Source organism: Pseudohalioglobus lutimaris (assembly GCF_002866825.1).
GTDB lineage: Bacteria > Pseudomonadota > Gammaproteobacteria > Pseudomonadales > Halieaceae > Halioglobus > Halioglobus lutimaris.
The window spans coordinates 107,108-130,107 of the sequence record NZ_PKUS01000013.1; the positions used below are offsets into that span (position 1 = coordinate 107,108).

Annotated in this window: 20 protein-coding genes and 1 pseudogene; 15 read left to right on the top strand and 6 right to left on the bottom strand. The window is 60.3% G+C overall.

The annotated features are described in order from the left end of the window. Window positions 1-2: 2 nt before the first annotated feature. Window positions 3-1,277 (bottom strand): cytochrome P450, encoded by a 1,275-nt coding sequence (locus C0039_RS12260; protein ID WP_243391607.1) that lies wholly within the window; start codon window positions 1,275-1,277, stop codon window positions 3-5. Window positions 1,278-1,495: 218 nt separating this feature from the next. Between C0039_RS12260 and C0039_RS12265 the strand changes: the two genes are divergently transcribed. Then, the gene (locus C0039_RS12265; protein ID WP_076000282.1) at window positions 1,496-2,746 is read left to right on the top strand and encodes a cation:proton antiporter; all 1,251 of its coding nucleotides are present in this window, start codon (window positions 1,496-1,498) and stop codon (window positions 2,744-2,746) included. Here C0039_RS12265 and C0039_RS12270 read toward each other — a convergent pair. After that, complete coding sequence (locus C0039_RS12270) at window positions 2,743-3,669, bottom strand: histone deacetylase family protein (RefSeq protein ID WP_076000283.1); 927 nt, start codon at window positions 3,667-3,669, stop codon at window positions 2,743-2,745. The genes C0039_RS12265 and C0039_RS12270 overlap by 4 nt on opposite strands. Before the next feature lie 129 nt (window positions 3,670-3,798). On the opposite strand from C0039_RS12270, the gene C0039_RS12275 reads away from it, so the two are divergent. Next, window positions 3,799-6,480: a bifunctional acetate--CoA ligase family protein/GNAT family N-acetyltransferase gene (locus tag C0039_RS12275; RefSeq protein WP_101518204.1), complete on the top strand. Its 2,682-nt coding sequence runs from the start codon at window positions 3,799-3,801 to the stop codon at window positions 6,478-6,480. Here the strand turns inward: C0039_RS12275 and C0039_RS12280 are convergent. Continuing rightward, window positions 6,455-6,868, bottom strand: coding sequence for a YbaN family protein (locus C0039_RS12280; RefSeq protein ID WP_076000285.1), 414 nt, complete (start codon window positions 6,866-6,868; stop codon window positions 6,455-6,457). The genes C0039_RS12275 and C0039_RS12280 overlap by 26 nt on opposite strands. Window positions 6,869-6,978: 110 nt before the next feature. Between C0039_RS12280 and C0039_RS12285 the strand changes: the two genes are divergently transcribed. Genes C0039_RS12285 through C0039_RS12300 form a run of 4 tightly spaced genes read left to right on the top strand, consistent with a single transcriptional unit; the run spans window position 6,979 to window position 12,025 of the window. Further along, window positions 6,979-9,645, top strand: a complete 2,667-nt coding sequence (locus C0039_RS12285; protein WP_101518206.1) for a TonB-dependent receptor — start codon at window positions 6,979-6,981, stop codon at window positions 9,643-9,645. Window positions 9,646-9,655: 10 nt separating this feature from the next. Next, window positions 9,656-10,840: a patatin-like phospholipase family protein gene (locus C0039_RS12290; protein WP_076000287.1), complete on the top strand. Its 1,185-nt coding sequence runs from the start codon at window positions 9,656-9,658 to the stop codon at window positions 10,838-10,840. A gap of 47 nt (window positions 10,841-10,887) precedes the next feature. After that, window positions 10,888-11,397 (top strand): exosortase H, encoded by a 510-nt coding sequence (gene xrtH / locus C0039_RS12295; protein ID WP_076000288.1) that lies wholly within the window; start codon window positions 10,888-10,890, stop codon window positions 11,395-11,397. Further along, window positions 11,381-12,025 carry an exosortase H-associated membrane protein gene (locus C0039_RS12300; protein ID WP_101518207.1) on the top strand — a complete coding sequence of 215 codons (645 nt, stop codon included), beginning with the start codon at window positions 11,381-11,383 and terminating at the stop codon, window positions 12,023-12,025. The genes xrtH and C0039_RS12300 overlap by 17 nt, the downstream gene beginning before the upstream one ends. Before the next feature lie 2 nt (window positions 12,026-12,027). Here the strand turns inward: C0039_RS12300 and C0039_RS12305 are convergent, their stop codons facing one another. Then, complete coding sequence (locus C0039_RS12305) at window positions 12,028-12,249, bottom strand: DUF1653 domain-containing protein (protein WP_243391608.1); 222 nt, start codon at window positions 12,247-12,249, stop codon at window positions 12,028-12,030. Window positions 12,250-12,300: 51 nt separating this feature from the next. Further along, window positions 12,301-12,891, bottom strand: coding sequence for a Crp/Fnr family transcriptional regulator (locus C0039_RS12310; RefSeq protein ID WP_076000291.1), 591 nt, complete (start codon window positions 12,889-12,891; stop codon window positions 12,301-12,303). Window positions 12,892-12,938: 47 nt separating this feature from the next. Here C0039_RS12310 and C0039_RS12315 point away from each other — a divergent pair, with 47 nt between their 5' ends. The 5 genes from C0039_RS12315 to C0039_RS12335 all read left to right on the top strand — a co-directional run bounded on the left by C0039_RS12315 (window position 12,939) and on the right by C0039_RS12335 (window position 17,969). Further along, complete coding sequence (locus C0039_RS12315; protein ID WP_101518209.1) at window positions 12,939-13,730, top strand: class II aldolase/adducin family protein; 792 nt, start codon at window positions 12,939-12,941, stop codon at window positions 13,728-13,730. 115 nt (window positions 13,731-13,845) lie between these two features. Then, entirely contained in the window at window positions 13,846-15,228 is a 1,383-nt protein-coding gene (locus tag C0039_RS12320; protein WP_101518210.1) for a DcaP family trimeric outer membrane transporter, read from the top strand. Window positions 15,229-15,343: 115 nt separating this feature from the next. Further along, a complete protein-coding gene (locus C0039_RS12325; protein WP_101518211.1) occupies window positions 15,344-16,222 on the top strand; it encodes an SDR family NAD(P)-dependent oxidoreductase in 879 nt (292 codons plus the stop codon). 79 nt (window positions 16,223-16,301) lie between these two features. Then, window positions 16,302-16,808 carry a ferritin gene (locus C0039_RS12330; RefSeq protein WP_076000294.1) on the top strand — a complete coding sequence of 169 codons (507 nt, stop codon included), beginning with the start codon at window positions 16,302-16,304 and terminating at the stop codon, window positions 16,806-16,808. 3 nt (window positions 16,809-16,811) lie between these two features. Continuing rightward, window positions 16,812-17,969, top strand: a complete 1,158-nt coding sequence (locus C0039_RS12335) for an alpha/beta hydrolase (RefSeq protein WP_076000295.1) — start codon at window positions 16,812-16,814, stop codon at window positions 17,967-17,969. Window positions 17,970-17,994: 25 nt separating this feature from the next. On the opposite strand, the gene C0039_RS12340 is transcribed toward C0039_RS12335, so the two are convergent. Then, window positions 17,995-19,812 carry a DUF3604 domain-containing protein gene (locus C0039_RS12340; protein WP_207796435.1) on the bottom strand — a complete coding sequence of 606 codons (1,818 nt, stop codon included), beginning with the start codon at window positions 19,810-19,812 and terminating at the stop codon, window positions 17,995-17,997. 213 nt (window positions 19,813-20,025) lie between these two features. On the opposite strand from C0039_RS12340, the gene C0039_RS12345 reads away from it, so the two are divergent. The 4 genes and pseudogenes from C0039_RS12345 to C0039_RS12360 all read left to right on the top strand — a co-directional run. Next, entirely contained in the window at window positions 20,026-20,697 is a 672-nt protein-coding gene (locus tag C0039_RS12345; protein ID WP_101518213.1) for a DUF3313 family protein, read from the top strand. A gap of 20 nt (window positions 20,698-20,717) precedes the next feature. Beyond that, on the top strand, window positions 20,718-21,653 hold the full coding sequence (locus C0039_RS12350; protein WP_101518214.1) for a DUF6268 family outer membrane beta-barrel protein: 936 nt from the start codon (window positions 20,718-20,720) through the stop codon (window positions 21,651-21,653). A gap of 84 nt (window positions 21,654-21,737) precedes the next feature. Next, window positions 21,738-22,253: a hypothetical protein gene (locus tag C0039_RS12355; protein ID WP_133125990.1), complete on the top strand. Its 516-nt coding sequence runs from the start codon at window positions 21,738-21,740 to the stop codon at window positions 22,251-22,253. Between the two features lie 121 nt (window positions 22,254-22,374). Next, window positions 22,375-23,000 (top strand): annotated as a pseudogene (locus tag C0039_RS12360) (DsbA family protein); the annotation flags it as partial.

Below are 23,000 nucleotides of genomic sequence, written 5' to 3' on the forward strand. Positions count from 1 at the left end.
CCTTATTTGCAGTTGGTGCGCAGCAGCAGGCGCTTGAATACCACGGCATTGTGGTCCCCAGGATCGCGCTCGGGTTCCTCGGCCAGCTCCACATTGGGGAAGCGTCGGTATAGCTCGGAGATGGTCAGGTACAGTTGGCGCTTGGCCAGTGCTGCTCCAATGCAATAGCGTGGGCCGTAACCAAACATCACGTCCGGGTCGAAAACGCGTTCTACATCGAAGGTCTCCGGGTTTTCGTAGTACTCCGGGTTGTGGTCCTTAAGGTGGGGCATCATCAGTACCATCACGCCCTTGCGCAGTTGTTCGCCCATGAACTCCATATCGCGGGGCGCGTAACGGGCAAAGCCCATCTTTGAGGAAACCCCCCAGCGGTTTATTTCGCTGAAGGCATTGGCGAAGGCTTCCGGGGTGGCCAGGGCCTTGTCTATCTGGTCCTTGTTTTTCAGCAGCGCATAGACCGACCATTGCTGGGCGACCAGCGTGGTGTCGGCCCCGGCACCGATCAGCGCCAGAATCAGGGTGATGATGTCGCCTTCTTCAAAACCCTCATTCTCGGACTCGATACGCAGAAGAGTGGAGAGGAAATCGTCCTGCTCCGGGGTTTCGCGGCGCTCGGCAATCACTTCCTTGATGATGTCGATGGCGCGATTGGAGTCCTGTCGGGCGGCCTCGCGCTGTTCGTCGGAGATGGTCGGGTTCCAGGTCTCGGTGAAAGTAAGGATCACCTGCTTGATCTGTGGCCAGTACTTTTCCGGGATGCCCACCATACGGGTGATGGAGATGAACGGAATGTGGTTGGCGATTTCCTCAATGTAGTCAAAGGTCTCGGGCTCACCCAACTGGTCGAACAATTTCTTCACTTCCGGCTCGATCTTGGCCTGGATATTGTCCACGACGTTGCGCGAGAAGGCCGGTGCCGTGACCCGGCGCACCAGGCGGTGATGGTCATGGTCCGCCAGCAGGCTGTGGCCGATCATGGCGCGCTCAAAATTGCTCCATTCGTCAGCGGGCGGACGTTGCGGGGCGAATTCCCAATCATAGAAGTCGGAGGACAGGGGTTCTTCTTTCCAGCACTGCATGATGTCTTCCATGCGGGTCATGATCCACGCCTGCCAGGGCTCGTACCAGACCAGGCGTCCGCGTTCGGCCAGCGCCAGGCACTGGGGAACCGGGTCGGTCATATAGGCCTGTGAATTCGGATTAAAAATCTCTGCCACGGGGGGCAATGCTGCGGCGGCCTCGGCCATGTTCTGCTCCAGAATCAATACAGTCGACAAAAGTATACATCTGTGCACGTTTGTCGCAAGTGACAATTCGGTAAAGTATTGATCGCGTGGATCTGGCCCGGCGCCTTCGGTACGCTTCACACAGCAGGGTTTCCGACCCTGAACAGGGCCGGGTCAAAGACTGTCCCTGCGTGTTAGCATGCAGCCAACACGGTGGGGAATCAGCACGACAGGGAGGGAGGACCATCTTGACCCGGGGAAAACGCATAATGTGGCTTCTGGTGGCCGCGGCCCTGCTGCCTTCGGCCGTCTGGGCCAGTGGTGCCAGCGAGGAGTTCACGCGGACGTCACTCGCCCTGATCCTGATGATTACCCTGGCCGACATCTCCGGCCTGCTGTTTGAGCGCATGGGCATGCCCGAACTGGTGGGCGAAATCTGTGCCGGTATCCTGCTGGGCAACCTTGCCGTGGTGGGTATTGATTTCAACTTCTCGGCGCTGCTGCGCGAGAGCCAGTTCATGACTTACTCGTCGGAGCTGGCGTTGGTGCTCCTGCTGTTCCTGGTCGGCCTGGAGTCGGACATGAAAGACCTGTTGCGGGTGGGGCGCAATGCCACCGCAGTTGCCTGCGCCGGTGTCGTGCTACCCGTGACGATGGGGCTGGGCGCCAGTGCCTTGCTGGGCATTAACGGCGGTTTGCAGGGTTGGTTTGTCGGCGCCATGCTCGCGGCGACTTCCGTGGGCATCACCGCAAAGTTGCTGGCGTCGCACGGGCTGATCAAATCGCAGTCTGCTGAGGTGATTCTCGGCGCCGCTGTGATCGATGATGTGATGGGCATCCTGCTGCTTGCGGTGCTTGCCAGCGTGGCGGTCAGCGGAGAATTTGCTTACACGGATCTGTTCCTGATTATCGGCAAGGCGCTGCTGTTTTTCGCCGGCGCGCTGTTTGTCGGCCAGAAGCTGATGCCCGAAATCGTGCAGATGGTCGCTCTCACCAAGCACGCCAGCATCTGGACCGGTTTCGCCTTCTGTCTGGCACTGGGCGTTGCCCAGATCGCCGCCTTCGCCGGCCTGGCACCGCTGATCGGCGCCTTCGTCGCCGGCCTGCTGCTGGACGATGTGGACTTCCGGGTGGGCGACACGCTGCAGAAGCACACCCTGGAGGAACTGATACGACCCATCAGCGATATCCTCATCACCATATTCTTCGTGGGTATCGGCGCCCTGGTGCAACTGGAGGTGCTGTTGGACCCGAAGATGCTGGCCACAATCGTCTTTCTCACTGTCGTGGCGATTGTATCCAAGGGCTTCTCCGGATTCCTGGTGAAAGGCGAGGGCTTCGATCGGCTGGGTATCGGTTTTGGTATGATCCCGCGCGGTGAGGTAGGGCTGGTATTCGCCGCGTTTGCTTTTGCCCACGGCATTTTCCTGCCCAACACCTACAGCGCGCTGGTGCTGGTGGTGCTGTTGTCCACCGTGCTCGGGCCGGCGTTGCTCAAACCCAGGCTGTCACACTTCTAGCGCTCGCCCAGCATTGCTTTCAGGTGTGCTTCCACACAACGGGCCAGGGCGTGCAGGTCATAGCCGCCCTCCAGTGAGGAGACCAGTCTACCCCCGGCACTTTGCTCTGCCTGTTCACACAGTCGTCGGGTCACCCAGGCGAAGTCGTCATCCACCAGGTTGAAGTCCGCCAGCGGGTCCGCCTGGTGGGCGTCGAAGCCGGCGGAGACCATGACCAACTGCGGTTTGAATGCGGCCAGTCGCGGCAGCCAGTGTTCGCTCACGGCGGCGCGAAATTCAGCGCCCGAGCTTCCTGCGGGCAGCGGTACGTTGACGATATTCTGCGCAGGCTCAGCATGCGCGCTGTGCGGGTAGAAGGGGTGTTGGAATGTGGAGCAGAACAGGAAGCGCTCATCGCCGCTGACGATATCCTCTGTGCCATTGCCGTGGTGTACGTCAAAGTCGACAATGGCGACCCGTTCCAGACCATGATGCTCCACTGCGTGGTAAGCCCCCACGGCAATGTTATTGAACAGGCAGAAGCCCATGGCCCTGCTGCGTTCCGCGTGATGCCCGGGCGGGCGTACGGCGCAGAATACCTGGTCGACCTCACCGGACATGACCATGTCCACAGCCTGTATTACCGCGCCGGCTGCGAGCAGTGCGGCCTGCAGGGTGAACGGGTTCATGCTGGTATCGTCGTCCAGTGAAACCTGCCCGTGCTCTGGCGACTTGCGATAAACCGTCGCGATGTAGTCAGCGCCATGCGCCGGCAGTAACTTTTCGCGGGCGGCCGGCAGGGCGTCATACTGGCGCAGGGCCATATCCAGCCCGGTGGCGATCAGCCGGTCATTGATGGCGGCCAGGCGCGCCGGCTGCTCCGGGTGGTAGGAACCCATGTCGTGCAGCTGGCACTGGTGGTGCGTGATGTAGCCGATGCTCATGCGTGTACTCCGTTTTCAGTGATCTTGCCTCTTGCTCCGGGGGCGTGCAACAGGTGACACCAAATTGTGCTTATACTTTGCGCTGGATCATAACCCGGCGACGTCGTCCGTCGCAGACTGACTCACTCTATGAGAAAGCACTATCTTGAAAGCGTATTCGGGCCAGCCTCGGTAGTCGTTGTCTGTGATGGCGACTACTGCGGTATCGGCATGCAGGTATTGCGCAATTTGCGTGAGAGCGGATACCAGGGCAAGGTCTTCGCGGTGATGCCGGACTGCGAGGAAGCCTGCGGGGTACCTGTTTTTGCCTCTGTGGCGGCCATAGACGAGCCGGTGGAGCTGGCGGTTATAGCCGCGCGGGCTGCGACCCAGCCAGCGCTGCTGCGCCAGTGCGGCGAGCACAAAATTGCCGCTGCAATTGTGCTTTCCGGCGGCTTTAGCGAAACCCAGGAAAGCGGGCTGGCACTGCAGAACGAGCTGGTGGAAATTGCACGCGGATGCGAGATTGCGTTAGTGGGGCCGCGCTGCCTGGGCATCGTGCGTCCAGCCAACAAGCTGAATGTCTCCTCGGCACGCAGCCCGGTGGCACCGGGCAAGGTGGCACTGGTAACCCAATCGGGCGCTTTCTGCGCATCGCTGCTGGACTGGGCCGACAGCAATGGCTTTGGCTTCTCCGCGGTGGCGTCACTGGGTGCGACCTCGGCGGTAAAAATGGGCGACGTGCTGGATTACCTGGCCCAGGACCCCCACACCCACAGTATCCTGCTTTACGTTGAGCGCATCACCGACGCGCGCCTGTTTCTCAGCGGGCTGCGCGCTGCCGCGCGTCTCAAGCCGGTGGCGGTGATCAAGTCCGGCCGTAACGAGGCGGGGGAGCGCGCCGCGCTGGCGCATATCCATACGCCGCTGGGCAGCGACGCGGTATTCGACGCCGCTATACGTCGCGCCGGTGCCGTGCGTGTCACCGTGGTGAGTCAGCTGATTGCAGCGGCGACGATTCTGGCCACGGGTGCCCGGGTAAAGGGTTCGCGCCTGGCTGTGCTGACCAACGGCGGCGGTCCCGGAGTGATGGCAGCGGACTGGGCGGGCAGTCAGGGGGTACCGCTGGCGGAGCTCACCGCTGAGACCGTTGCCGCCTTGTCTGCTGTATTGCCCGGGCACTGGTCACACTGTGATCCTGTGGATATCCTCGGCGACGCCGATGGCGAGCGGTATCGCGCCGCCACTGAAATCATCCTGGCGGACAAGAACGTCGACGGTTTGCTGGTATTGTGTACCCCCCAGGGCTTCACCGATCCGGCTGCCTGTGCGCAGGGTGTGATCGACGGCGCACAGGGTGCGCGCAAACCGGTACTGACGTCGTGGATGGGCGAGCGGCTGGTCGCTTCCGGCCGTAAATTGCTGGTGGACGCCGGCATTCCGCATTTCATCGCGCCAGAGGGCGGTGTCGATGCCTTTGGTTATCTCGCCAGCTACCGCCGTAACCAGACCGCCCTGTTGCAGGTGCCCGAACCCCTGGCGGAGAACCACCGGCCGGACGTCTACGCCGCGCAGACCATTGTTGATCACGCCCTGGCCGAGCGCCGTGAGATTCTTACGCTGGCCGAGTCCAAGGCTGTGCTGCGCGCCTTCAACATACCCGTGTTACCCAGCAGCAACGCGGACAATGCTGTGGATGCACTGGTGGCCGCGGAAAACGTTGGCCTGCCTGTGGCGATGAAGATCAACTCCCCGGATATCCTGCACAAGTCAGACGTCGGCGGCGTACGCCTGAACATCCGTGAGTCGCGCTCCATTTTTACTGCCTTTGAGGAACTGATTCGGGACGTCGCAGAGCGTATGCCCGATGCACGGCTGCAGGGTGTGTGTATCGAACCGATGATCGACAGGCCGCATGCGCGGGAGCTGATGATCGGTATATCCCGGGACCCGGTGTTCGGGCCGGTCATTCACCTGGGCGCCGCCGGTACTGCCATCGAAATGCTCTCCGGCGAAACCCAGGTTGCCCTGCCGCCGCTGAACGACTTCCTCAGCCGCGAATTGATCGACAGGACCGATGCCGCGCGATTCCTGCGCCAGTTCCGCAGCTACCCCGAGGCGGACCTGGGCAAACTTTCAGAGGTGCTGCAGCGAGTCTCCGAAATTGCCTGCGAACTGCCGAGTATCAATACGCTGGACATCAATCCGCTGCTGGTAGACGAGGAGGGGGTGATCGCCATTGGCGCGCGTATTACCGTGAAAGCGCCGGCGAGCAGTACCGTGCGTTACGGGCATATGGCGATTCACCCCTACCCGGCAAACCTGGAAAGCCTGATGATGCTCGCGGACGGCTCCGAAGTACTGGTGCGTCCCATTCGTCCGGAGGATGCGCGTAAGGAACAGGACTTTGTCAGTAACCTGTCGGCGCAGTCCAGGTACTTCCGCTTCATGCATGGCCTGGACAAGCTGACGCCGGACATGCTCGCGCGTTTCACCCAGATTGATTACGACCGGGAAATGGCGCTGGTGGCGATCGCGCCAGGGCAGGACGGGGGGCAGACGTTTCTCGGCGTTGCCCGCTACGTGATCAACCCGGACGGCAACTCCTGCGAGTTCGCGCTTACCGTCGCCGATGCCTGGCAGAAGCGCGGGGTGGGACCGAAGCTGATGGAGCGACTGATGCATGTGGCACGCGAGCGCGGCCTGGATACCATGATGGGTGAAGTGCTGGCGCAAAACCCGCGCATGCTGCGTATGTGTAAACGTATGGGTTTCAGTGCCCTGCGCAGCCCCGATGACCCGGAGATCATTCTGGTGAGTCGTTCTCTGTAGCGTCTTCTTCGCAGGCACACGTGGTTGCGGGGCAGGTTTTTATCGAGCCCAGCACCAGCGCACCGATGAGCATCAGCAGTGCGGTGCCGGCGCGGGCCCAGGGATTGCTGAGGGCAAAGACAATCGACGCGGTGCCCGCCGCGGCCATGGAACCAATGCCTACGCACTTGGCGCGCAGGGATACGCATCGTCTCTCTTCCCAGTTGTGGATCATCGGTCCGAACAGCTCGCTGTCCAGCAGGCGCTGGTGCCACTGTTCGGAGGAGCGGGCAAAGAACCAGGCTGCCAGCAACACAAAGGGTGTGGTGGGTAGAACCGGTAACACGATCCCCGCTGCGCCCAGGGCAAGGAAGGTGACTCCCAGAGGTTTGTATAGACTGCGCCGCACTGCAATTCTCGCCTGGTTCCCAAAAACCGTGTTCAGGGTGATGAATTTCTGCTGTCACTGTGCCACAGTATTGACGCTGCTTACATAAAATCAATAATGAAGGAGTTGCCATGAGTACTGTGTTCCCGGGGCGTAAGCGTTTCCTGGTATGTGCTGTTGCCGCCTGTTTCCTCGCCCCTTTGCCGGGTTTTGCTCAGCTGGAAGAAGTCATCGTTACCGCCCAGAAGCGCAGCGAATCGGTGCAGGACGTGCCTATTGCCATCACCGCTTTCGATGAAGAGGCGATGCGCGAGCGCCAGATTGTGGGCTTTGGGGACATGCGCTTCAGTGCGCCCAACGTCAATTACACCAAAGGCAACTTCACTGGAAACAACTTCCAGATCCGTGGCGTGGGCACCAACCTGGTCGCGGCATCTGCCGATTCCGGTGTCGGTATTCACGTCAACGAAGTGCCGATTTTCTCCCCGCGCCTGTTTGAGACCGAGTATTACGATGTGGCCCAGGTGGCGGTATTGCGCGGACCGCAGGGTACGCTTTATGGCCGCAACTCCACCGGCGGTGCCGTCAATATGATCACTAGGACCGCCCACGTCGACGCGCTGGAAGGCAACCTGGAAGGCCAGTACGGCAACTACGATCACAAAAAGGTCATAGGTTATATAAACGTGCCCCTGGGGGATAATTTTGCCGCCCGCTTCGCCGGCCTCTGGCTGGAGCGCGACGGCTATACCGAGAATCTGTTTACCGGGAATGATATCGATGGACGAGACCAGTATTCCCTGCGTGCCTCGTTCAACTGGACGGGCGAGAACACCACGGCAGACCTGATGTTCTCCTACTTCGACGAGGACAGCACCCGCAGCCGCAGCCAGAAGCAAATGTGCGCCAACGACCCTTCAGGGTTGCTGGGCTGCCTGCCGGACCGGCTGGCTTTTGAAAAGCCTAATCCCAGTGCACAACTGTCCAATATTCTTGCCTCGGATGCGCTGCTGGGGCCCCTGGGCCTGTTCCCCTTTGGCTCCAACAACCCCGGTGAAGAACCGCGTGACCTGCGCAAGGTTTTCGCCGACTTTGACCCTGTCTATAAAGCCGACGAGACGCTGGTCACCCTGGATATAGAGCACGAGATAGGCGATTACACAGTGGCCTTGGTGGCGGGCTACCAGGAAACTACCGTGCTTTCGCGCATGGATTACACCTGGAATGTGGGCCGCCCCATCGACATTCCTGCGGCGCTTGAGTTCATTGCCCCGGAAACCTATGCCACCTTGTTCAGTGAGGGACTACCGTTGTCTGCGCCCTCCAGAAATGCGACCGGCTCGGTGGGTGGCAATATTGCCTACACGCCCCAGGGCCTGGAGTCCTTCGACCAGTCTGACCGCGACACGGACCAGTCGTCGATCGAACTGCGCCTGCAGTCTGACTACGACGGGCCTTTCAATTTCCTGGTCGGCGGCTTCTGGATGGAAGTGGACATGCAGGACGACTACTGGGTGATCGCCAACGGCTTTGATTATGTGGCGGCGGTGGCCGGCTCGGTGGGCTTCCAGGACGGCTTTGGCTGGGTGGGCCCGCAGTTCAATACCGACACCGAGCAGTTCACCATTGAGTCCGAAGCCTTGTTTGGTGAGGTTTACTATGAACTGACGCCCGAACTCAAGATCACCCTGGGCGCACGCTACAATATCGATACCAAGGGTATCAGCGACCGGCAGATACTGCTCAACGAGGACGCAGAAACCGGAGAGCGCCTGCTGCAGCCGCTGGGCGCAGACCAGCCGATTCCCGTGGCCTATCGCAACGACAGTGAGGAGTGGAAGGAGTGGACCGGCAGGGCGGTGCTCGACTGGGCCATCAACGGCGATACGCTGGCCTACCTGTCCTGGTCCCGTGGCTACAAGGGTGGTGGCTTCAACCCGCCCTTTGACCCGGTGGACTTCCCCAGCCAGACCGCGACATTTGACCCGGAGTTCGTCGATGCCTGGGAGGTCGGCGTAAAAAACACGTTGCTGGACAGCACCCTGCAGGCCAATTTTTCGGCGTTCTACTACGACTATGAGGGTATGCAAACGTCTAAAATTGTTAACCGTACCTCGTTCAATGAAAACACGGACGCCCAGATCTACGGTCTGGAGGCTGAGTTCGTCTTCGCGCCCAGCGCCCGCTGGCAGTTCAACGCCAATGCCTCTTACCTGCACACTGAGGTGAAAGACTTTGCCAGTGTCGATCCCCGCGACCCCACGGGAGGGCGCGACGACGTTACCCTGATCAAGGACAACACCCAGGCCACCAACTGCGTGGTGTCATTGTCACCCGAGGAGTTTGCTGATGCAGGCGTGGGCGGACAGGTCAACAGCTGTCGTGGCTTGCTGGAGCAGGGCCTGCCGGTGACCGATGGCGTGCTCGAGGATCTCGACGGCAACCAGTTACTCAATTCACCCGAGTGGTCCATGAGCCTGGGAGGGCAGTACAACGCCAGCCTGCCCGGGGACTATGGCCTGTCGCTGCGCGTGGACTATTACTGGCAGGACGAGATGTACACGCGCCTCTACAATCGAGAGGTGGATAAAATTGATGCCTGGGATATCTGGAATGCCCAGGCCAACCTGGTGTCTCCGGACGAGAGCTGGTACCTGCGCGCCTACGTGAAGAACATCGCCGACGATAACCATTTCGTCGGTCAGTTCCTGTCCAGCGCCTCTTCAGGCCTGTTTACCAACGTATTTACCCTGGAACCGCGAACATACGGTCTGGCAATCGGCTATAACTTCCAGTAAAAATGGAGGCATGACACCACCCCACCTGCCCACATCCGATCGTACCGCCCTGGTTCTCACCGGTGGCGGCGCCCGCGCCGCCTACCAGGTGGGGGTGCTCAAGGCCGCAGCCGAAGTGTTGCCCAAGCGCGCGCACAACCCGTTCTCTATCATCACCGGCACCTCCGCGGGGGCGATCAATGCGGTGGCGCTGGGTGCCTCGGCAAACAATTTCCGCCTGGCGGTGAAAAAGGTGGAGTACCTCTGGAGTAACCTCAGCGTCGACCAGGTGTACCGGGCCGGTTACCGGGACCTGTTGCGCAGTGTCTTCCGGCTGCTGGTCTCCCTGTTTCATCGCGGTACAGGCGTGCGTGCGCCGCTGTCGCTGCTGGACACCGCGCCGCTGGCTGCCCTGCTGGAAGGTGCTATTGATTTCAGTGGACTGGAAAGGCGCCTGCGCGGTGGCTACCTCGACGCCATTGGTGTGACTGCCTCCAGCTACAGCAGTGGCGAGTCGGTGACGTTTTACCAGAGCGATATCGAGGGTTCGGCCCTGCAGCCCTGGCAGCGTGCCCGGCGCCGGGGAGTGCCCACGCAACTGTCCGTGGAGCACCTGTTGGCCTCTTCGGCCATTCCCACGATTTTGCCGGCCACGCGTATCGGCAACAGCTATTACGGCGACGGTGCCCTGCGCCAGGTCTCGCCGATCAGCCCCGCACTGCACCTGGGCGCCCAGCGCGTAATGGTGGTCGGGGTGAGCGGTAATCCGGACCGGCCCCCGGAGGTGCATCACGAGAGCCACTCACCCTCGTTGGCAAAGATGGTGGGCCACGTTTTTAACAGCGCATTCATTGACGCCCTGGAAAACGACATGGACCACCTCACCCGTATCAACGAACTGGTGGGTATGGTGCAGAACGAGGCCCCCTATGCCGATACGGGGGCACTGCGACTGGTGGATTTTCTTTGTATCAACCCGTCCATTGAGATTGACCAACTGGTGTCCCGGCATATCGGCAGCCTGCCCCGGGCGATGCGCACGGTACTTAATATTACCGGCGCCACCCCCCAGGGCGGGGGCACAAGCCTGGCCAGTTACCTGCTGTTTGAAGGTGGCTTCTGCCGCGACCTCATCGCCTGCGGCTACCACGACGCCATGGAGCAGCGTGAGATGCTGGAACAGTTCTTCCAGCCTCACTCGGCGGTGAGTTTTTGAGCCTCTCCGTGCTACCATAAGTTCTGTTGTAGATCGGGGCCCTTCTGTTGAAACGTTTTGTCATTACCTTTTCTGTCGTGCTGGTTGCGTTGTTCTCGGTGGAGATGCTCAACCCGGTACAGGAACACGTGATTGTGCCGTTCACATCGCTGTTGGCGAAGATCAGCGCCGCGCTGATCGCGCCCTTCGACGACACCGTTATTGCCTTTGGCAAAGTACTGCAGTTTCGCGACAGCGGCTTCGCCGTCTCCATTGAGGCGGGTTGTAATGGCGTCGAGGCAACCATTGTGCTGTTGGCCGCGGTGGTTGCTTATCCGGCGAGCTGGAAGGCGCGTATCTCGGCTATTTTGCTGGGGTTTCTGGCGATTCAGGCGCTCAACATCGTGCGCATCATCACCTTGTTTTACCTGGGCGACTGGGATCTCGATATTTTCTCCTGGGTGCATCTGTATCTCTGGCCTGCACTGATAATGCTCGACGTGCTGGTGGTGTTTATCCTTTACCTGCGCTACCTGGCGAATTCCGCGCCGGAGGCGGCACATGCCCCTGCCACCTGACCACAACCTGCGCCAGTTTCTGCTGTTTGCGTTCGCGCTGATCCTGCCCTGCTTTGCGCTGTGGACGCTGGCCGCGGGGGCCATTGCCATGCCCGCGGTGGGACTGGCCGACATGATCCTGCACACCGCCTATCCGCAGATAGTTGATGGCGTGGTGTTCCATGGCAAGGACGTGGTACTGATGACGCAGTTCGGGGAGTTGAACGGCAGGCCGGTGCCACCGGGTCAGTCTGAATACCGGCTCGCCTTTGCCATCAACCCCGGCATTCTGTCTTACTCCCTGCCGTTCTATGCCACGCTGTACTTCGCTACGCCCGGCAAGCGAGGAGTGATCAGTTTTGTCAGTGGGGTATTGGTACTGTATCCGCTGATTCTGGTTGGCATCCTCAGCGTCTGCATGAAGGAGCTGATGATCAACCTGGGTGGCCAGTTTATGGAACAGCCGGGCGTGTTCGTGCCCAATGGCACGGTGATCGCGCTGTTCTACCAGCTCAACGTGCTGATTGTGCCCTCGGTGGCGCCAATCTGCCTCTGGGCGTGGCAGAGCCGCGACACGGAGCTGATACGCGGCCTGCTCAAGCTGCTGCCGGCCACTGAGCACACGCCCGCTGACCGCTTCCGGGACTAGTGTTACTCCTGTCTGACCCACTCAAAGCGCGGCACTGACTGGTCCTGCCACTGCACCTGTTCCGCCCACATTGCCAGCGGACGCGCCCACAGCGCCTGTTCCCCGTAGAGCGGTCGGTAGATCACCAGCAACTCTTCTGTTTCCGAGTGGGTGGCCACCTCGTAAACGCGGTATTCATGGCCCTTGTAGTGCCGGTAAATACCCGGCTGCGGTAATGTGTTCACGGTTTTTCCTTGTGCGGGGGCGCTTAACATATGTTAATGCCCGATTGGTTTTCATTGCCTATGCTTACGTTTCAGCCTGGAGAGTGACACCGCGTCAATGCCCAGGTAGGACGCGATATGAAACTGTGCGATCCGCCCGACCAGGTCTGCCTCGTTGTCCAGCAGCCACTGGTAGCGTTGTTCGGCATTGCAGGTCAGTAGCATGGCCTCGCGCTGTTCGTTGCGCACGAAGGCGTCCGCCAGCAGCTGTTGTTGCAGGGCATTGATGCCGGCCACGCGGTTTGCCGCCGCAGTGAACGCGCGGTAGGAGAAGCAGATGCTTTCTACCGGCTCCATGCACTGGATGGAGAAAGGCGCGGGGGAAGCCGTCAAAGCGGCGCTCACCGGACCCGTTACCTGGCCACTGCGGTAGAACGCCTTGTTGCGTTCCCTGCCGTCGGGAGTAAGGTAAAACAGGCGTACCAGGCCGCTGTTGATCAGGTACAGGGTGTCGTCGGTGTCGCCACTGCGCACCAGGAAGTCATCGACAGCAAACGACCGCAGGGCCATGCTGTGCAGCCATGGGTCGCCCTGGGCCAGGTCGGCAAGGCCCCAGCGCTGCAACCAGGGCAAGATTTTGGCGGTGATGTCTCGTTGAGCCATCGCCGCAGTATAAACGTAAAAACACTAAATCAATTGAGGTGAAGAAAATGAGCGACGCAGCCAACGAGATCGTCATGAACATGGACGCCGCAGAGGGCATCCTGCCTTCAGAGCAGAGCAATGAAGAGATCCGCAAGGACCGCAAACAGAAGTTGGCAGCCGCACTGCGCCTGTTCGGCAAGTTCGGTTTCGACGAGGGCGTGGCGGGGCATATCACCGTTCGAGACCCGGAGCTCACCGACCACTTCTGGGTGAACCCCATGGGCCGTTCCTTCAAGCAGATGTGCGTGTCCGACCTGCTGTTGGTCAGTCATGGGGGTGAAGTAGTGGAAGGTGCGGGCCTGCTCAATGGTGCGGCCTTTACCATTCATTCGCAGATCCACATGTCCAATCCGGCGATCACCGCCGCCGCGCATTCCCATTCGGTCTATGGCAAGGCGTTTTCATCCCTGGGCAAGACCCTGGATCCGCTGACCCAGGATGCCTGCGCCTTTTACGAGAGCCATGTTTTGTTCGACGACTTCTCCGGCGTGGTGCTGGATAACACCGAGGGCGAGCGCATTGCCGCCGCGCTGGGCGACAGCAAGGGCGCCATTTTGCAGAACCATGGCCTGATCACTGTTGGTGAAACCCTGGATGCTGCCGCCTGGTGGTTTATCACCATGGAGCGCAGCTGCCAGGCACAGCTGTTGGCCGAGGCGGCCGGCTCGCCTATCTCCATACCCCATGAGATTGCCCTGCAGACCCGTGAAACAGTAGGTTCACCACTGGCGGGCTGGTTCAGCTTCCAGCCCCTGTACGATGTGATCATTGCCGAGCAGCCCGAACTGCTCGACTGATTGCCGCGTATGCTGCCAATATGAAAGTGGCTGCTGAGTTGCTGTCGCCCCGTCGCCCTATTATATTGAGGGCATTACCAAGGCCATTGCGCTATCACTCCCCGGGGAATCCAAAATGCTCAAACGCAACTTTGTCCTGTCTGCCGCCGTTGCGGCCGCCGTGCTATCCATGCCCACCAGCGCGGCGACTGAAGCCGAGCGCATCCAGCAACTGGAGCGCCAGCTAAAGCAGCAGCAGGAAGTGCTGCAACTGATGCAGCAGGAGTTGCAGCAGTTAAAGTCGGGTAAGCCAGAGCAAACACTGACCCAGCAGTCCATCCAGCCAGAGCTGGAATCAGAGTCGCCGGTGGTCGTGGCCAGGGAACAGGAAGTTGCCCGGGGTTTCGACATTTATGGCTTTGTGATGGCGGACGCCATCTACGACTTCAAGCGGGTGGACCCGGACTGGGCCGACACCCTGCGCGTGAGCACCATTCCTACCCAGGATGGCCAGTTCGGCGAAGACGGTGATTTCGTGTTCAGTGTGCGCCAGTCGCGGCTGGGCTTTGCCGCCGACTACGACACCCCCGCCGGGAAAGTAACGGCGTTGCTGGAGGCGGAGCTGTTCGGCACCGGCGGCGATGCCGGGCAGACCACCCCGCGCCTGCGTCACGCGTGGGCAACCTGGAACAACGTAGGCATAGGTCAGTACTGGTCCAACTTTATGGATGCCGATGTTTTCCCCAACACCATCGACTACTGGGGGCCTACCGGGATGGTGTTCTACCGTAACCAGCAAGTGCGCTACACCGTACCCATGGGTGACGATGTCTTCGCCATTGCCCTGGAAAACCCTGATACCGCGCTCACCGTGGGCAAGTTCCGCGATGAGTGCACCAGCGGTGACGTGGAGAACTGTGACTCGGTGCTCGATGATGTCTTCAGGAAGTACAACGATATCCCCGATCTGTCAGTACGCTACCGCAATAACAACGACTGGGGTCACTGGCAGCTGGCCGGGATGGCACGCAAGCTGGGTTATGAGCGGCTCGATACCGGCGCCAGGGATCATGAATTTGGCTGGGGTGTGAATGCCAGCACGGTGATCAATACCTTCGGTAAGGACAAGCTGAAGTTGCAGTTGGTCTATGGGGAGGGTATCGGTAACTATATGAACGATGGCGGGGTCGACCTCGCGCCGAAGACAGCCAATCTGCAGGGCAATAGCGCCGAGGCCGTGCCACTGCTGGGTGTCGTTGCCTACTATGACCACTACTGGAGCGACAAGTGGTCCTCATCGGTGGGCTGGAGCACAACCAAGCTCGATACCACCAAGGGCCAGGCGGGCAACGAGTTCGAGCAGGGCCAGATCGCCCAGGTGAATCTGCTGCACTATCCCACCAGCGGTGTGATGATAGGCGGCGAACTGATCTGGGGAGAGCGCGAAGACGTCAGCGGTGATGACGGCTACGACCTGCGTGCCCAGCTCTCGCTCAAAGTAAACTTCCCGCGGGAGTAGGCTACTTCCGGCCCCGCGAATGATTGAATAGGTCAGCGGCGGTGATCTTTGTGGTCACTGCCGGGGGCATGCATGTGTGGAATGATGACCGCTTACAGTCGACGTGGAGAGCAACATGCAGGATTTTCGTAACAAGGTAGCGGTGGTCACCGGTGGTGCCGGCGGCATTGGCAAAGCGCTGGTCAAGGCGCTGCTGGATGATGGCGCCAAAGTGGTTATTGCCGATGTGGAAGAGGGGGCCATGGATGCCGCCGTTGCCGAGTGCAGTGGCGAGGGCCGCGAGGTCAGCGCCTTCAAGGTAGACGTGCGCAAACCAGAGTCCGTCGAGGCGCTGGCTGACTTTGTCTACGCCCAGCACGGCGCCTGTCACCTGCTGTTCAACAACGCCGGCGTGGCCGCGCCTTCAGCCAATATCTGGGAGACCACACCCAACGACTGGGCGTGGATATACAGCGTCAACGTAATGGGCGTCGCGCATGGTATTCAGTCCTTCGTTCCGCGTATGATCGCCGGCGGCGAAGAAGGCTACGTGATCAACACCACCTCCGGTGACGGCGGTATTTCCAGTCTTCCCTATCAGTCGGTCTACGCGTCCAGCAAGGCTGCCGTCTGCGCCATGACCGAGTGCCTGGCCTCGCAGCTGGAAAGTGAAAACACCAGGCTGCGCGCGTCGCTGTTCTACCCCTCTGGCGGGGTGCTGGTCACCGGTTTGTGGAACCCGGAACGCAACCGTCCCGAAGAGCTGACGCGTGAGAAGCCCGGTGCGCCGCCGCCCGATATCGAGGCCTTCAAGGAGGCGATGAAAGCCGCCGGTGCCGAGATGCAGTTTCAGGATCTGGATGAACTGGCGCGCTTTACCCTGGATGGCGTGCGTGAACAGCGCTTCGTGATCATGAAAAACCTGGATGAGGCCGCGGAAACGTTGCGCCGGCGCTCCGAGCGCTATGGGCGCGCGGAATTACCCATTGTGTTCGAGGAAATTCCGCAGATGTAGCGGCTCGTCCTTGTTCAGGGCGGTGGCGCTCGCCATCGCCCTTCTTTAGAATGGGGGGGTCTTCAACAAGGTAGCACCCATGATCTCCAATGAAATGCAAAAAGCGTTGTATCAGCAGCTCAACGACGAATTCTCTTCCGCCTATCTTTACCTCGCCATGTCTGCCTACTGTGCGCACATCGACTTCAGCGGCGCCGCCAACTGGCTCAAGCAGCAGTATGAAGAAGAGCAGATGCATGCCACCAAGATCTACAATTACCTGATCGACCAGGGCGCGCATGTTGTGCTGGATCAAATCCCCAAGCCGGCCAACGAGTTTGGCACTATCCTTGACGTGTTCAAGGCTTCCCTGGCTCATGAGCAGACCATGACCGGCAAGCTCAATAACCTCAGTGACCAGGCGCTCAAGGAAAAAGACCACGCTACCTACAACCTGCTGCAGTGGTTTGTGAATGAGCAGGTGGAGGAAGAGGCGACCGTCAGCGAAATTATCTCCAAATTGAAGCTGGTAAAAGACGACGGTTACGGTCTGCTGATGATCGACAACGAACTGGGTGTCCGCTCGGCGCCCGCGCCGATCAACTGACCCATGGCCAGGCTGAAGCTGTACTACGCCACCAACCGCCGCCACGAGGGCAAGAATCGCTGGCGGCCGGCGGGTTACAGCGGGCACTTCAGCCAGGATGGTATTGAAAACCTGCGTTTCGGGGTGACGCGGGTCACCGCCCTGAAAAGCGATATTGACAAGCACCTGTCGCGCGATATGTCGGCCACCGGAGAGGGGGACGGCGAAGGGCTGGCGGCTTACCTCACACGACAGTCGAAGGAATCCAGCACGATCAGTGCGTATCGGGAAAAGCTCAGCGATGACATCGCCGAGTCGGCGCAGGAGGATGTGGTGCTGGGCTCCCGGGCCATGCTCGCCGACCTGCAGGAGGCCATGACCAAAGCCGCCGATGTCCTGGTCTATATCCACGGTTTCAACGTCGATTGGCACCAGGCCGTGGGCTCTGCCCTGGCGCTGCAACTGATGATGCAGAAAAAGGCCAACCTCTCCGGCACCTGTGAAGAGAAAGACGTGGTGGTGGTGCTGTTCACCTGGCCCTCTGATGGCCTGATGCTGCCCTGGGTGTCCTACAAGTCGGATCGCGCCGAGGCGCGCGGCTCAGGTGCTTCCTTCGGGCGCGCCCTGCTGAAAACTCGCGACTACCTGATGGCGCTGCACGACCGCGCGCGCGACAGAGAGGTTGAGCTTTGTGACCAGCACATTCACCTGTTGTGTCACTCCATGGGCAACTACCTGCTGCAGGAGGTGATCGACCGGCTCAACCAGTTCACCCCGGGAGCGGCCTTGCCGCGCCTGTTTGAACACATCTTTCTCTGCGCCCCTGATGTGGACGACACCGCGCTGGAACCCGGCGAACCCCTGGGCCAGATCAACCAGCTGGCGCGCCAGGTAAGCGTTTATCACAACCGTGGGGATACGGCGATGGTGATCTCCGACTACAGCAAGGGGCAGCCCGAGCGCCTGGGCGGAGCGGGCGCTGCCCGTCCCGGTCAGTTACACCGCAAGATACAGCAGGTGGACTGCACGCCGGTGGTCAGGGGTCTGGTGGAGCACAGTTATTACCTGGCGGGAAATGTCGCCGCCGATATTCGCCAGAGCATCGACGGGGTACCGCCTGCAGACAGCGGCCGCAGGCGCGCCAGTGTGCTTGCCTATGACAACGTCTGGATCATGAGCTGACGGTTGCCGCGTTACACACTGGCCGCTAGTTCTTCGGTGTATACCAGATTGGTGATGACCAGGCGCGCTCCTGGATAGTCGCGGGCACATCTTCAAGCAAGGGTAAGCCGGCGCGCACCGCGTCGTAAGTGCTCCAGCGCGGCGTGGGGATCTCGAGCACGCGCGCGTAGTACAGCGCAGGAATCGCAGGGTCGAACTCCGGGTCCTGCCACATTGTCGCCAGCTGTGAAGCGCCGATGCTGTTGCGGTAGGTCGCTGTTGTCAGGTCAACAGTATTGCCCACGGCGGGCAGTTTGCCGTCTGCTCCGGGTTTGCGTTCGTCCGACCAGACCACATCGAACACTTTGTCTTTGAGTTCGCCCTCTGCCGATACCCAGCCTTTGACGATCTGGATGCGATCAAGGTTGGCGCCCAGCGCGTCCTTGCTCGCCATGACCATGAACCGCGGTGCGCGATTGCGCATGGGAGCTTTGCCCATGTCGCCGCCCATTGGCACACCGCCTGCGTACGCCCGCTCTATCGCGTCAGCCTGGGAGTGTAACTGCTCGTCGTAGAGCCAGCCGCCAAAGAAGCGCACCGCCATGCGCGGGCCAGAGGTGGCATAGGTCTCACGGGCGTGGATCGCGTCCCATATCGCCGGGCGGGTGTTGCTGGTCGCCCAGACTGCTGTGAGGGCGCCGATACTGAGGTCCTTGCCGTCGATCCAGCCGGTGACATTACCCTCGCGGCGCGCTTGCACTGAACCATCCAGCGGGCCGTGAGAGCCGACAAAATTGTCCTCATCCACGTCGCTCATCAGGCCGTTGTGACTGTCGGTGCCGCCAACGAAGCCCAGTTTGAACGGGTTGATGCCCAGCTGTTGGCCAAACGCCAACCCCCTGGTCACACCGCTGCGCACAAAGTTACCCCTGGCGTAGGTCCTGCCACTGGAATTCTGGATGGAATCAGCATTCTCGAAGTCGGCGAACTCGTCTGCCGCCCAGAATGTGCGGTGCACTTCAGAGTTGCCTTTTACCTGCATCATCTCGATGGCGCGTTCGAAATGCTCACGCATCTGTGCGTATTCCAGGTCGATGGGTTCGCCACTGGAGTCACTGTCGGGGAACATCATGCCCTTACTGGCGTTGGAATTGTGGGGAATAGCCATACCACGGATACCCGATCCCTCCAGCGTCGCCAGCCACGCCCATAAGCCTTCCTCTCGATTGATATCGATATAGCTCATCGGCACGTCCGGAACCTCCGCGCCGCGGAATATAACGTTGCGGTGCAAGTTTCCACCCTTGGGCGCAGCGCTCCATTCGTAGGCGACAAAGGTGGTGAATTGCCCCGGTACGTAATGCTGTTCGGCCGCGTCTACTGCTAGCTTCCAGCCGCTCTTGACCGATTCTTCACCTGTGAAGAATTCTGTATGTGCGGGCTTTTCGCCGCGATTGTTGCTGATCACGTACTTGAAGAACCATTTCTCCCGGTCCTCGACGTCAGTCAGTCCCCGCAGTTGCTCAATCAGCGGATTGTTGTACCCCGGAGCGCCTTCATTGAGCACCGAGTACATTTCGCCGATATATTCGGCGTGATCGGTAACCGCGGCGAAGTCCAGTGGACGGCGAATCTTGTGGGGTTGGCCATTGACCACAACGGTCTCGCCGCGCGCCGCCCGGTATGCATCGCCCGGCGTCTGTCGCGTGCCGCCGATAAAGGCGTCCAGCGAGTAGGCGGTATGCATATGGGTTTCGCCGAAGTAAAGGTTCCGCTGCGGGTTCTCCTCAATCTCGGCGAGCGTCAGCGGTGAAGCGAGGAGAATCCCCGCGAGAATAGCGCGTTTGATATTGCCTTGCTGCATACTCTGGCCTCTTCTTTTTTTGCTATTCATGGTGGCTGGCTCATCATGGTGGTTTCAGGTCCCTGATAATGACGCTGGCCATGGCCAGATGGGGACCTGTGCGGGTGAATCACTGCGGTTGGGCGGGCAAACCGAAAAAACGGCGTAACTTTTCGCTGGAGTGTAGTCTAAAATCGGTAAGTGTTCTTTGTCACTGTAAATCAGGAATAAGCCATGAAGAAAGTATGGAAAACAAAATTGGGAGTCCTGGTCACCGCCCTGGTCACAGGCTGTGCCAGCCAGGCCCCGCAGGAAACCCACGACGGCCTGGTGCTGCAGCCGGATAGCAAGTTTCAGGAGGTCTACATACTGCCCGGTGCCGATCTCTCCTCATATACCGAATTCGGGTTGGCCGACTGCTCGGTTGCATTCCGCAAGAACTGGCTGCGCGATCAGAACAACAGCCGCATGGACCTGACCCGTCGAGTGACCCAGAAAGACGTTGATAAAATCAAGGACAGCCTGGGAGAAGAATGCACGCGCTTCTTCCGCCAGTCGCTGCAGGAAGCACCTCCCTACCAGCTGGTCGATGAATTTGAGAATGGCGAAGCGGTGCTGGTGTTGCGCCCTGCCATTATCAACCTGGACATCAATGCACCTGACACCATGAGCCCCGGCATCAACCGCACCTATACCACTTCTACGGGAGAGATGACCCTGTCGCTGGAGTTGTTTGACGGCACCACCGGCCAGGCGCTCGCGCGCATCGTCGACCGCCGACGCGCCCCGGACATGGGACGCCTGCAGTGGACCAGTGGCGTGACCAACAAGGCTGAGGCCGACCGCACCTTGAAGCGCTGGGCCAAAAACCTGCGCGAGGGCCTGGACAAGGCGACCGGCCGCTAGTGCATGCAGCAGCAAGGCATGTGGCGATAGCCTGTTCCACCCTGGTCGCTGCGCCCCTGGCTGTTGCCGGTGACGAAGAGCCGGGTCTGGTGCAGCAGGCAGTAGCGCGGTTTGAAGCCAGTGATTTCGAATTTCAGCGCTCCATCTCCAATGCCCCGTTTCCGCCCCTGGCCTTTCTTAGTGTCGCGTCCTACAGCAATGTGGAGGCTGAATCGAGTGCCGGCCGAAGTCTTGAGTACGACGTGAATCGCATTTCCCAGATGGCGGCTGTGCCCTTCCTGCTGGGCAAGCGCGACGCGTTGATCGTGGGCGAATACCTCAGCGTGTCTGAATTCAACGTCGATTCCGATGAGTTCGGTGACGTGCGCGTGAGCAGTGTGGGCTTGCCGGTAGGCTGGATGCGTCAGGCCAACCCCGACTGGCAACTGGCCGCACTTGTTATGCCGCTGGGGCACAACAGCGACCTCAAGAACAGCGACTGGGACTGGCAGTACCTCGGCGGCGCTTTTTCGCGCTATGTGCAGGATGAGACGCTATGGTGGGCGTTCGGGCTTTACTTTGATGTGGGGTCGGGGGATGACACCTACCTGCCTTACCTCGGTGCCTCCTGGTCGATTAACGAACGCTGGACGCTCAGTGCAGTAATGCCCTGGCCCGCGGTGATCTATTCCCCCGGCCCTGACTGGATGCTGCGCCTGGGTGCGGCACCTTCCGGCGCTTCCTGGTCGCTGGACCTGGAGGATGCGAACGTCGGTGTGAATCTCGATAGCTGGGACTTCGGCCTCACCGGCGAGTACCGCGTAGCGGGTAACTTCTGGCTGGGCGCGGAGGCAGGCGTTGGTGGTATGCGTGGCCTGCGCCTGAACGACGGCGACGTGGAGGAGCCCGAGGTGGACTTCTCCAGCAATGCCTACCTGCGGTTCACCGTCAAGTTCCGGCCGGGCGCGCGGATCTGAGCACCGGTGTCCGGTGTTGGATGACGGCTTGCACCCTACCGGTTAGAGGGTGAGAATGAGGTCAGCCTGTGCCAGACGTTGATCATGCGCCCAAGACTGCTCGCCATGGCCCTGTTGCCGCTCCTCGTCGCCGTGCTCCCCGGCCTCGGCTGGCATTCTTCGGCCATGGCCTTCAGGAACTGTGACCCCAATCAGGACAGCTCGGTGTTCCGGGGCAGTAGCCGCTACTTCATCGGAGAGCTGGAGTTCAATGAAAGCACGGGGCAGACCATTGGTACGGAAACCCACTATAACTACAGCAACCTCGACGGTAGTGGTGTGAGCGAGTGCCACGTCACCTACGACATTTCCGGCTTTTATGAAGCGGCAAGCGCCCTGTTTTTACTGGACGCCCGGCGCAGTAGCCAGAGCGCTGGATGCGAGCAGGCGTTCATCGACGCCAACTACCCCGAGTTCACCAGCTACACCTTGCAGGTGAGTTTCAAGTCAGGGGGGAACGTGGAGGTATTGCGGGCAGACAGCGGCGAAACCGTCGGCGTCGGTACCTGGTACGAGGGTTCGGTCAGCTACAAAACCCAGGAAACCTGCGAGCTTTACTGATCTTACCTAACCTAACCTAACCTGGTGGTTAGTCCGGTGGTTAGTCCGGTGGTTAGCCTGGTGGTTTCCGTGTTGATAATAGAAACTCAAAGCACTGAACCCTGATATTGGGAGCACAACGATGACCAAGCAGTTCAAAGAGCAGGGCGGTGCCGCCACCATGGACCCCAGTCGGCTCAAGCGGTGGCTGACTTCCAGGGTGATGACCCGGCTGGTTGACCCCGCGCGGCTGGCCAGGCGACGCGCTGAAGCTGAGAAGGCGCGCGTTCGTGAACAGAGGCCGCATCGCGTTGAGTACTTTCACCAGGTGGAAGACGGCTATAGTCACCTGGCCGCCCAGCTGCTGCCGCGTTTGCAGGAGCGCTATGACATCGTCCTGGACTGCCACCTGGTAGCGGGTCCCGTGGGCAAGAACGTACCTGAACCGGAAATGCTGCTGCCGCTTTCCCGTGACGATGCCTTTCATATCGCCCCTGAATATGGCCTGTCGTTTCCCCGGCATCCCCAGGCGCCCAATGCCGATCTGCTGGAGCAGGCAACCGGCATCCTCGCCGCCCAGGATACCAGGGCGTTCACGGCTGTCGCCGCCGACGTGGGCCACGCCCTGTGGTCGGAGGACTCGGCTGCCCTGGCCTTACTCGCAGCAGAGCACGGCGCGGCGAGTGCAGCCCAGGCGGCACAGAGAATTACCGCCGGCAACGCGCGGCGAGCCGCGCTCAAACACTATTCCGGCGCGATGTTCTATTA

Coding starts and splice junctions, on each gene's coding strand:
- C0039_RS12310 (WP_076000291.1), bottom strand. CDS start 12,891: ATGGCTCAACGAGACATCACCGCCAAAATCTTGCCCTGGTTGCAGCGC.
- C0039_RS12355 (WP_133125990.1), top strand. CDS start 21,738: ATGCGCCCAAGACTGCTCGCCATGGCCCTGTTGCCGCTCCTCGTCGCC.
- C0039_RS12315 (WP_101518209.1), top strand. CDS start 12,939: ATGAGCGACGCAGCCAACGAGATCGTCATGAACATGGACGCCGCAGAG.
- C0039_RS12325 (WP_101518211.1), top strand. CDS start 15,344: ATGCAGGATTTTCGTAACAAGGTAGCGGTGGTCACCGGTGGTGCCGGC.
- C0039_RS12270 (WP_076000283.1), bottom strand. CDS start 3,669: ATGAGCATCGGCTACATCACGCACCACCAGTGCCAGCTGCACGACATG.
- C0039_RS12340 (WP_207796435.1), bottom strand. CDS start 19,812: ATGCAGCAAGGCAATATCAAACGCGCTATTCTCGCGGGGATTCTCCTC.
- C0039_RS12345 (WP_101518213.1), top strand. CDS start 20,026: ATGAAGAAAGTATGGAAAACAAAATTGGGAGTCCTGGTCACCGCCCTG.
- C0039_RS12285 (WP_101518206.1), top strand. CDS start 6,979: ATGAGTACTGTGTTCCCGGGGCGTAAGCGTTTCCTGGTATGTGCTGTT.
- C0039_RS12290 (WP_076000287.1), top strand. CDS start 9,656: ATGACACCACCCCACCTGCCCACATCCGATCGTACCGCCCTGGTTCTC.
- C0039_RS12300 (WP_101518207.1), top strand. CDS start 11,381: ATGCCCCTGCCACCTGACCACAACCTGCGCCAGTTTCTGCTGTTTGCG.
- C0039_RS12330 (WP_076000294.1), top strand. CDS start 16,302: ATGATCTCCAATGAAATGCAAAAAGCGTTGTATCAGCAGCTCAACGAC.
- C0039_RS12265 (WP_076000282.1), top strand. CDS start 1,496: ATGTGGCTTCTGGTGGCCGCGGCCCTGCTGCCTTCGGCCGTCTGGGCC.
- C0039_RS12335 (WP_076000295.1), top strand. CDS start 16,812: ATGGCCAGGCTGAAGCTGTACTACGCCACCAACCGCCGCCACGAGGGC.
- C0039_RS12320 (WP_101518210.1), top strand. CDS start 13,846: ATGCTCAAACGCAACTTTGTCCTGTCTGCCGCCGTTGCGGCCGCCGTG.
- C0039_RS12275 (WP_101518204.1), top strand. CDS start 3,799: ATGAGAAAGCACTATCTTGAAAGCGTATTCGGGCCAGCCTCGGTAGTC.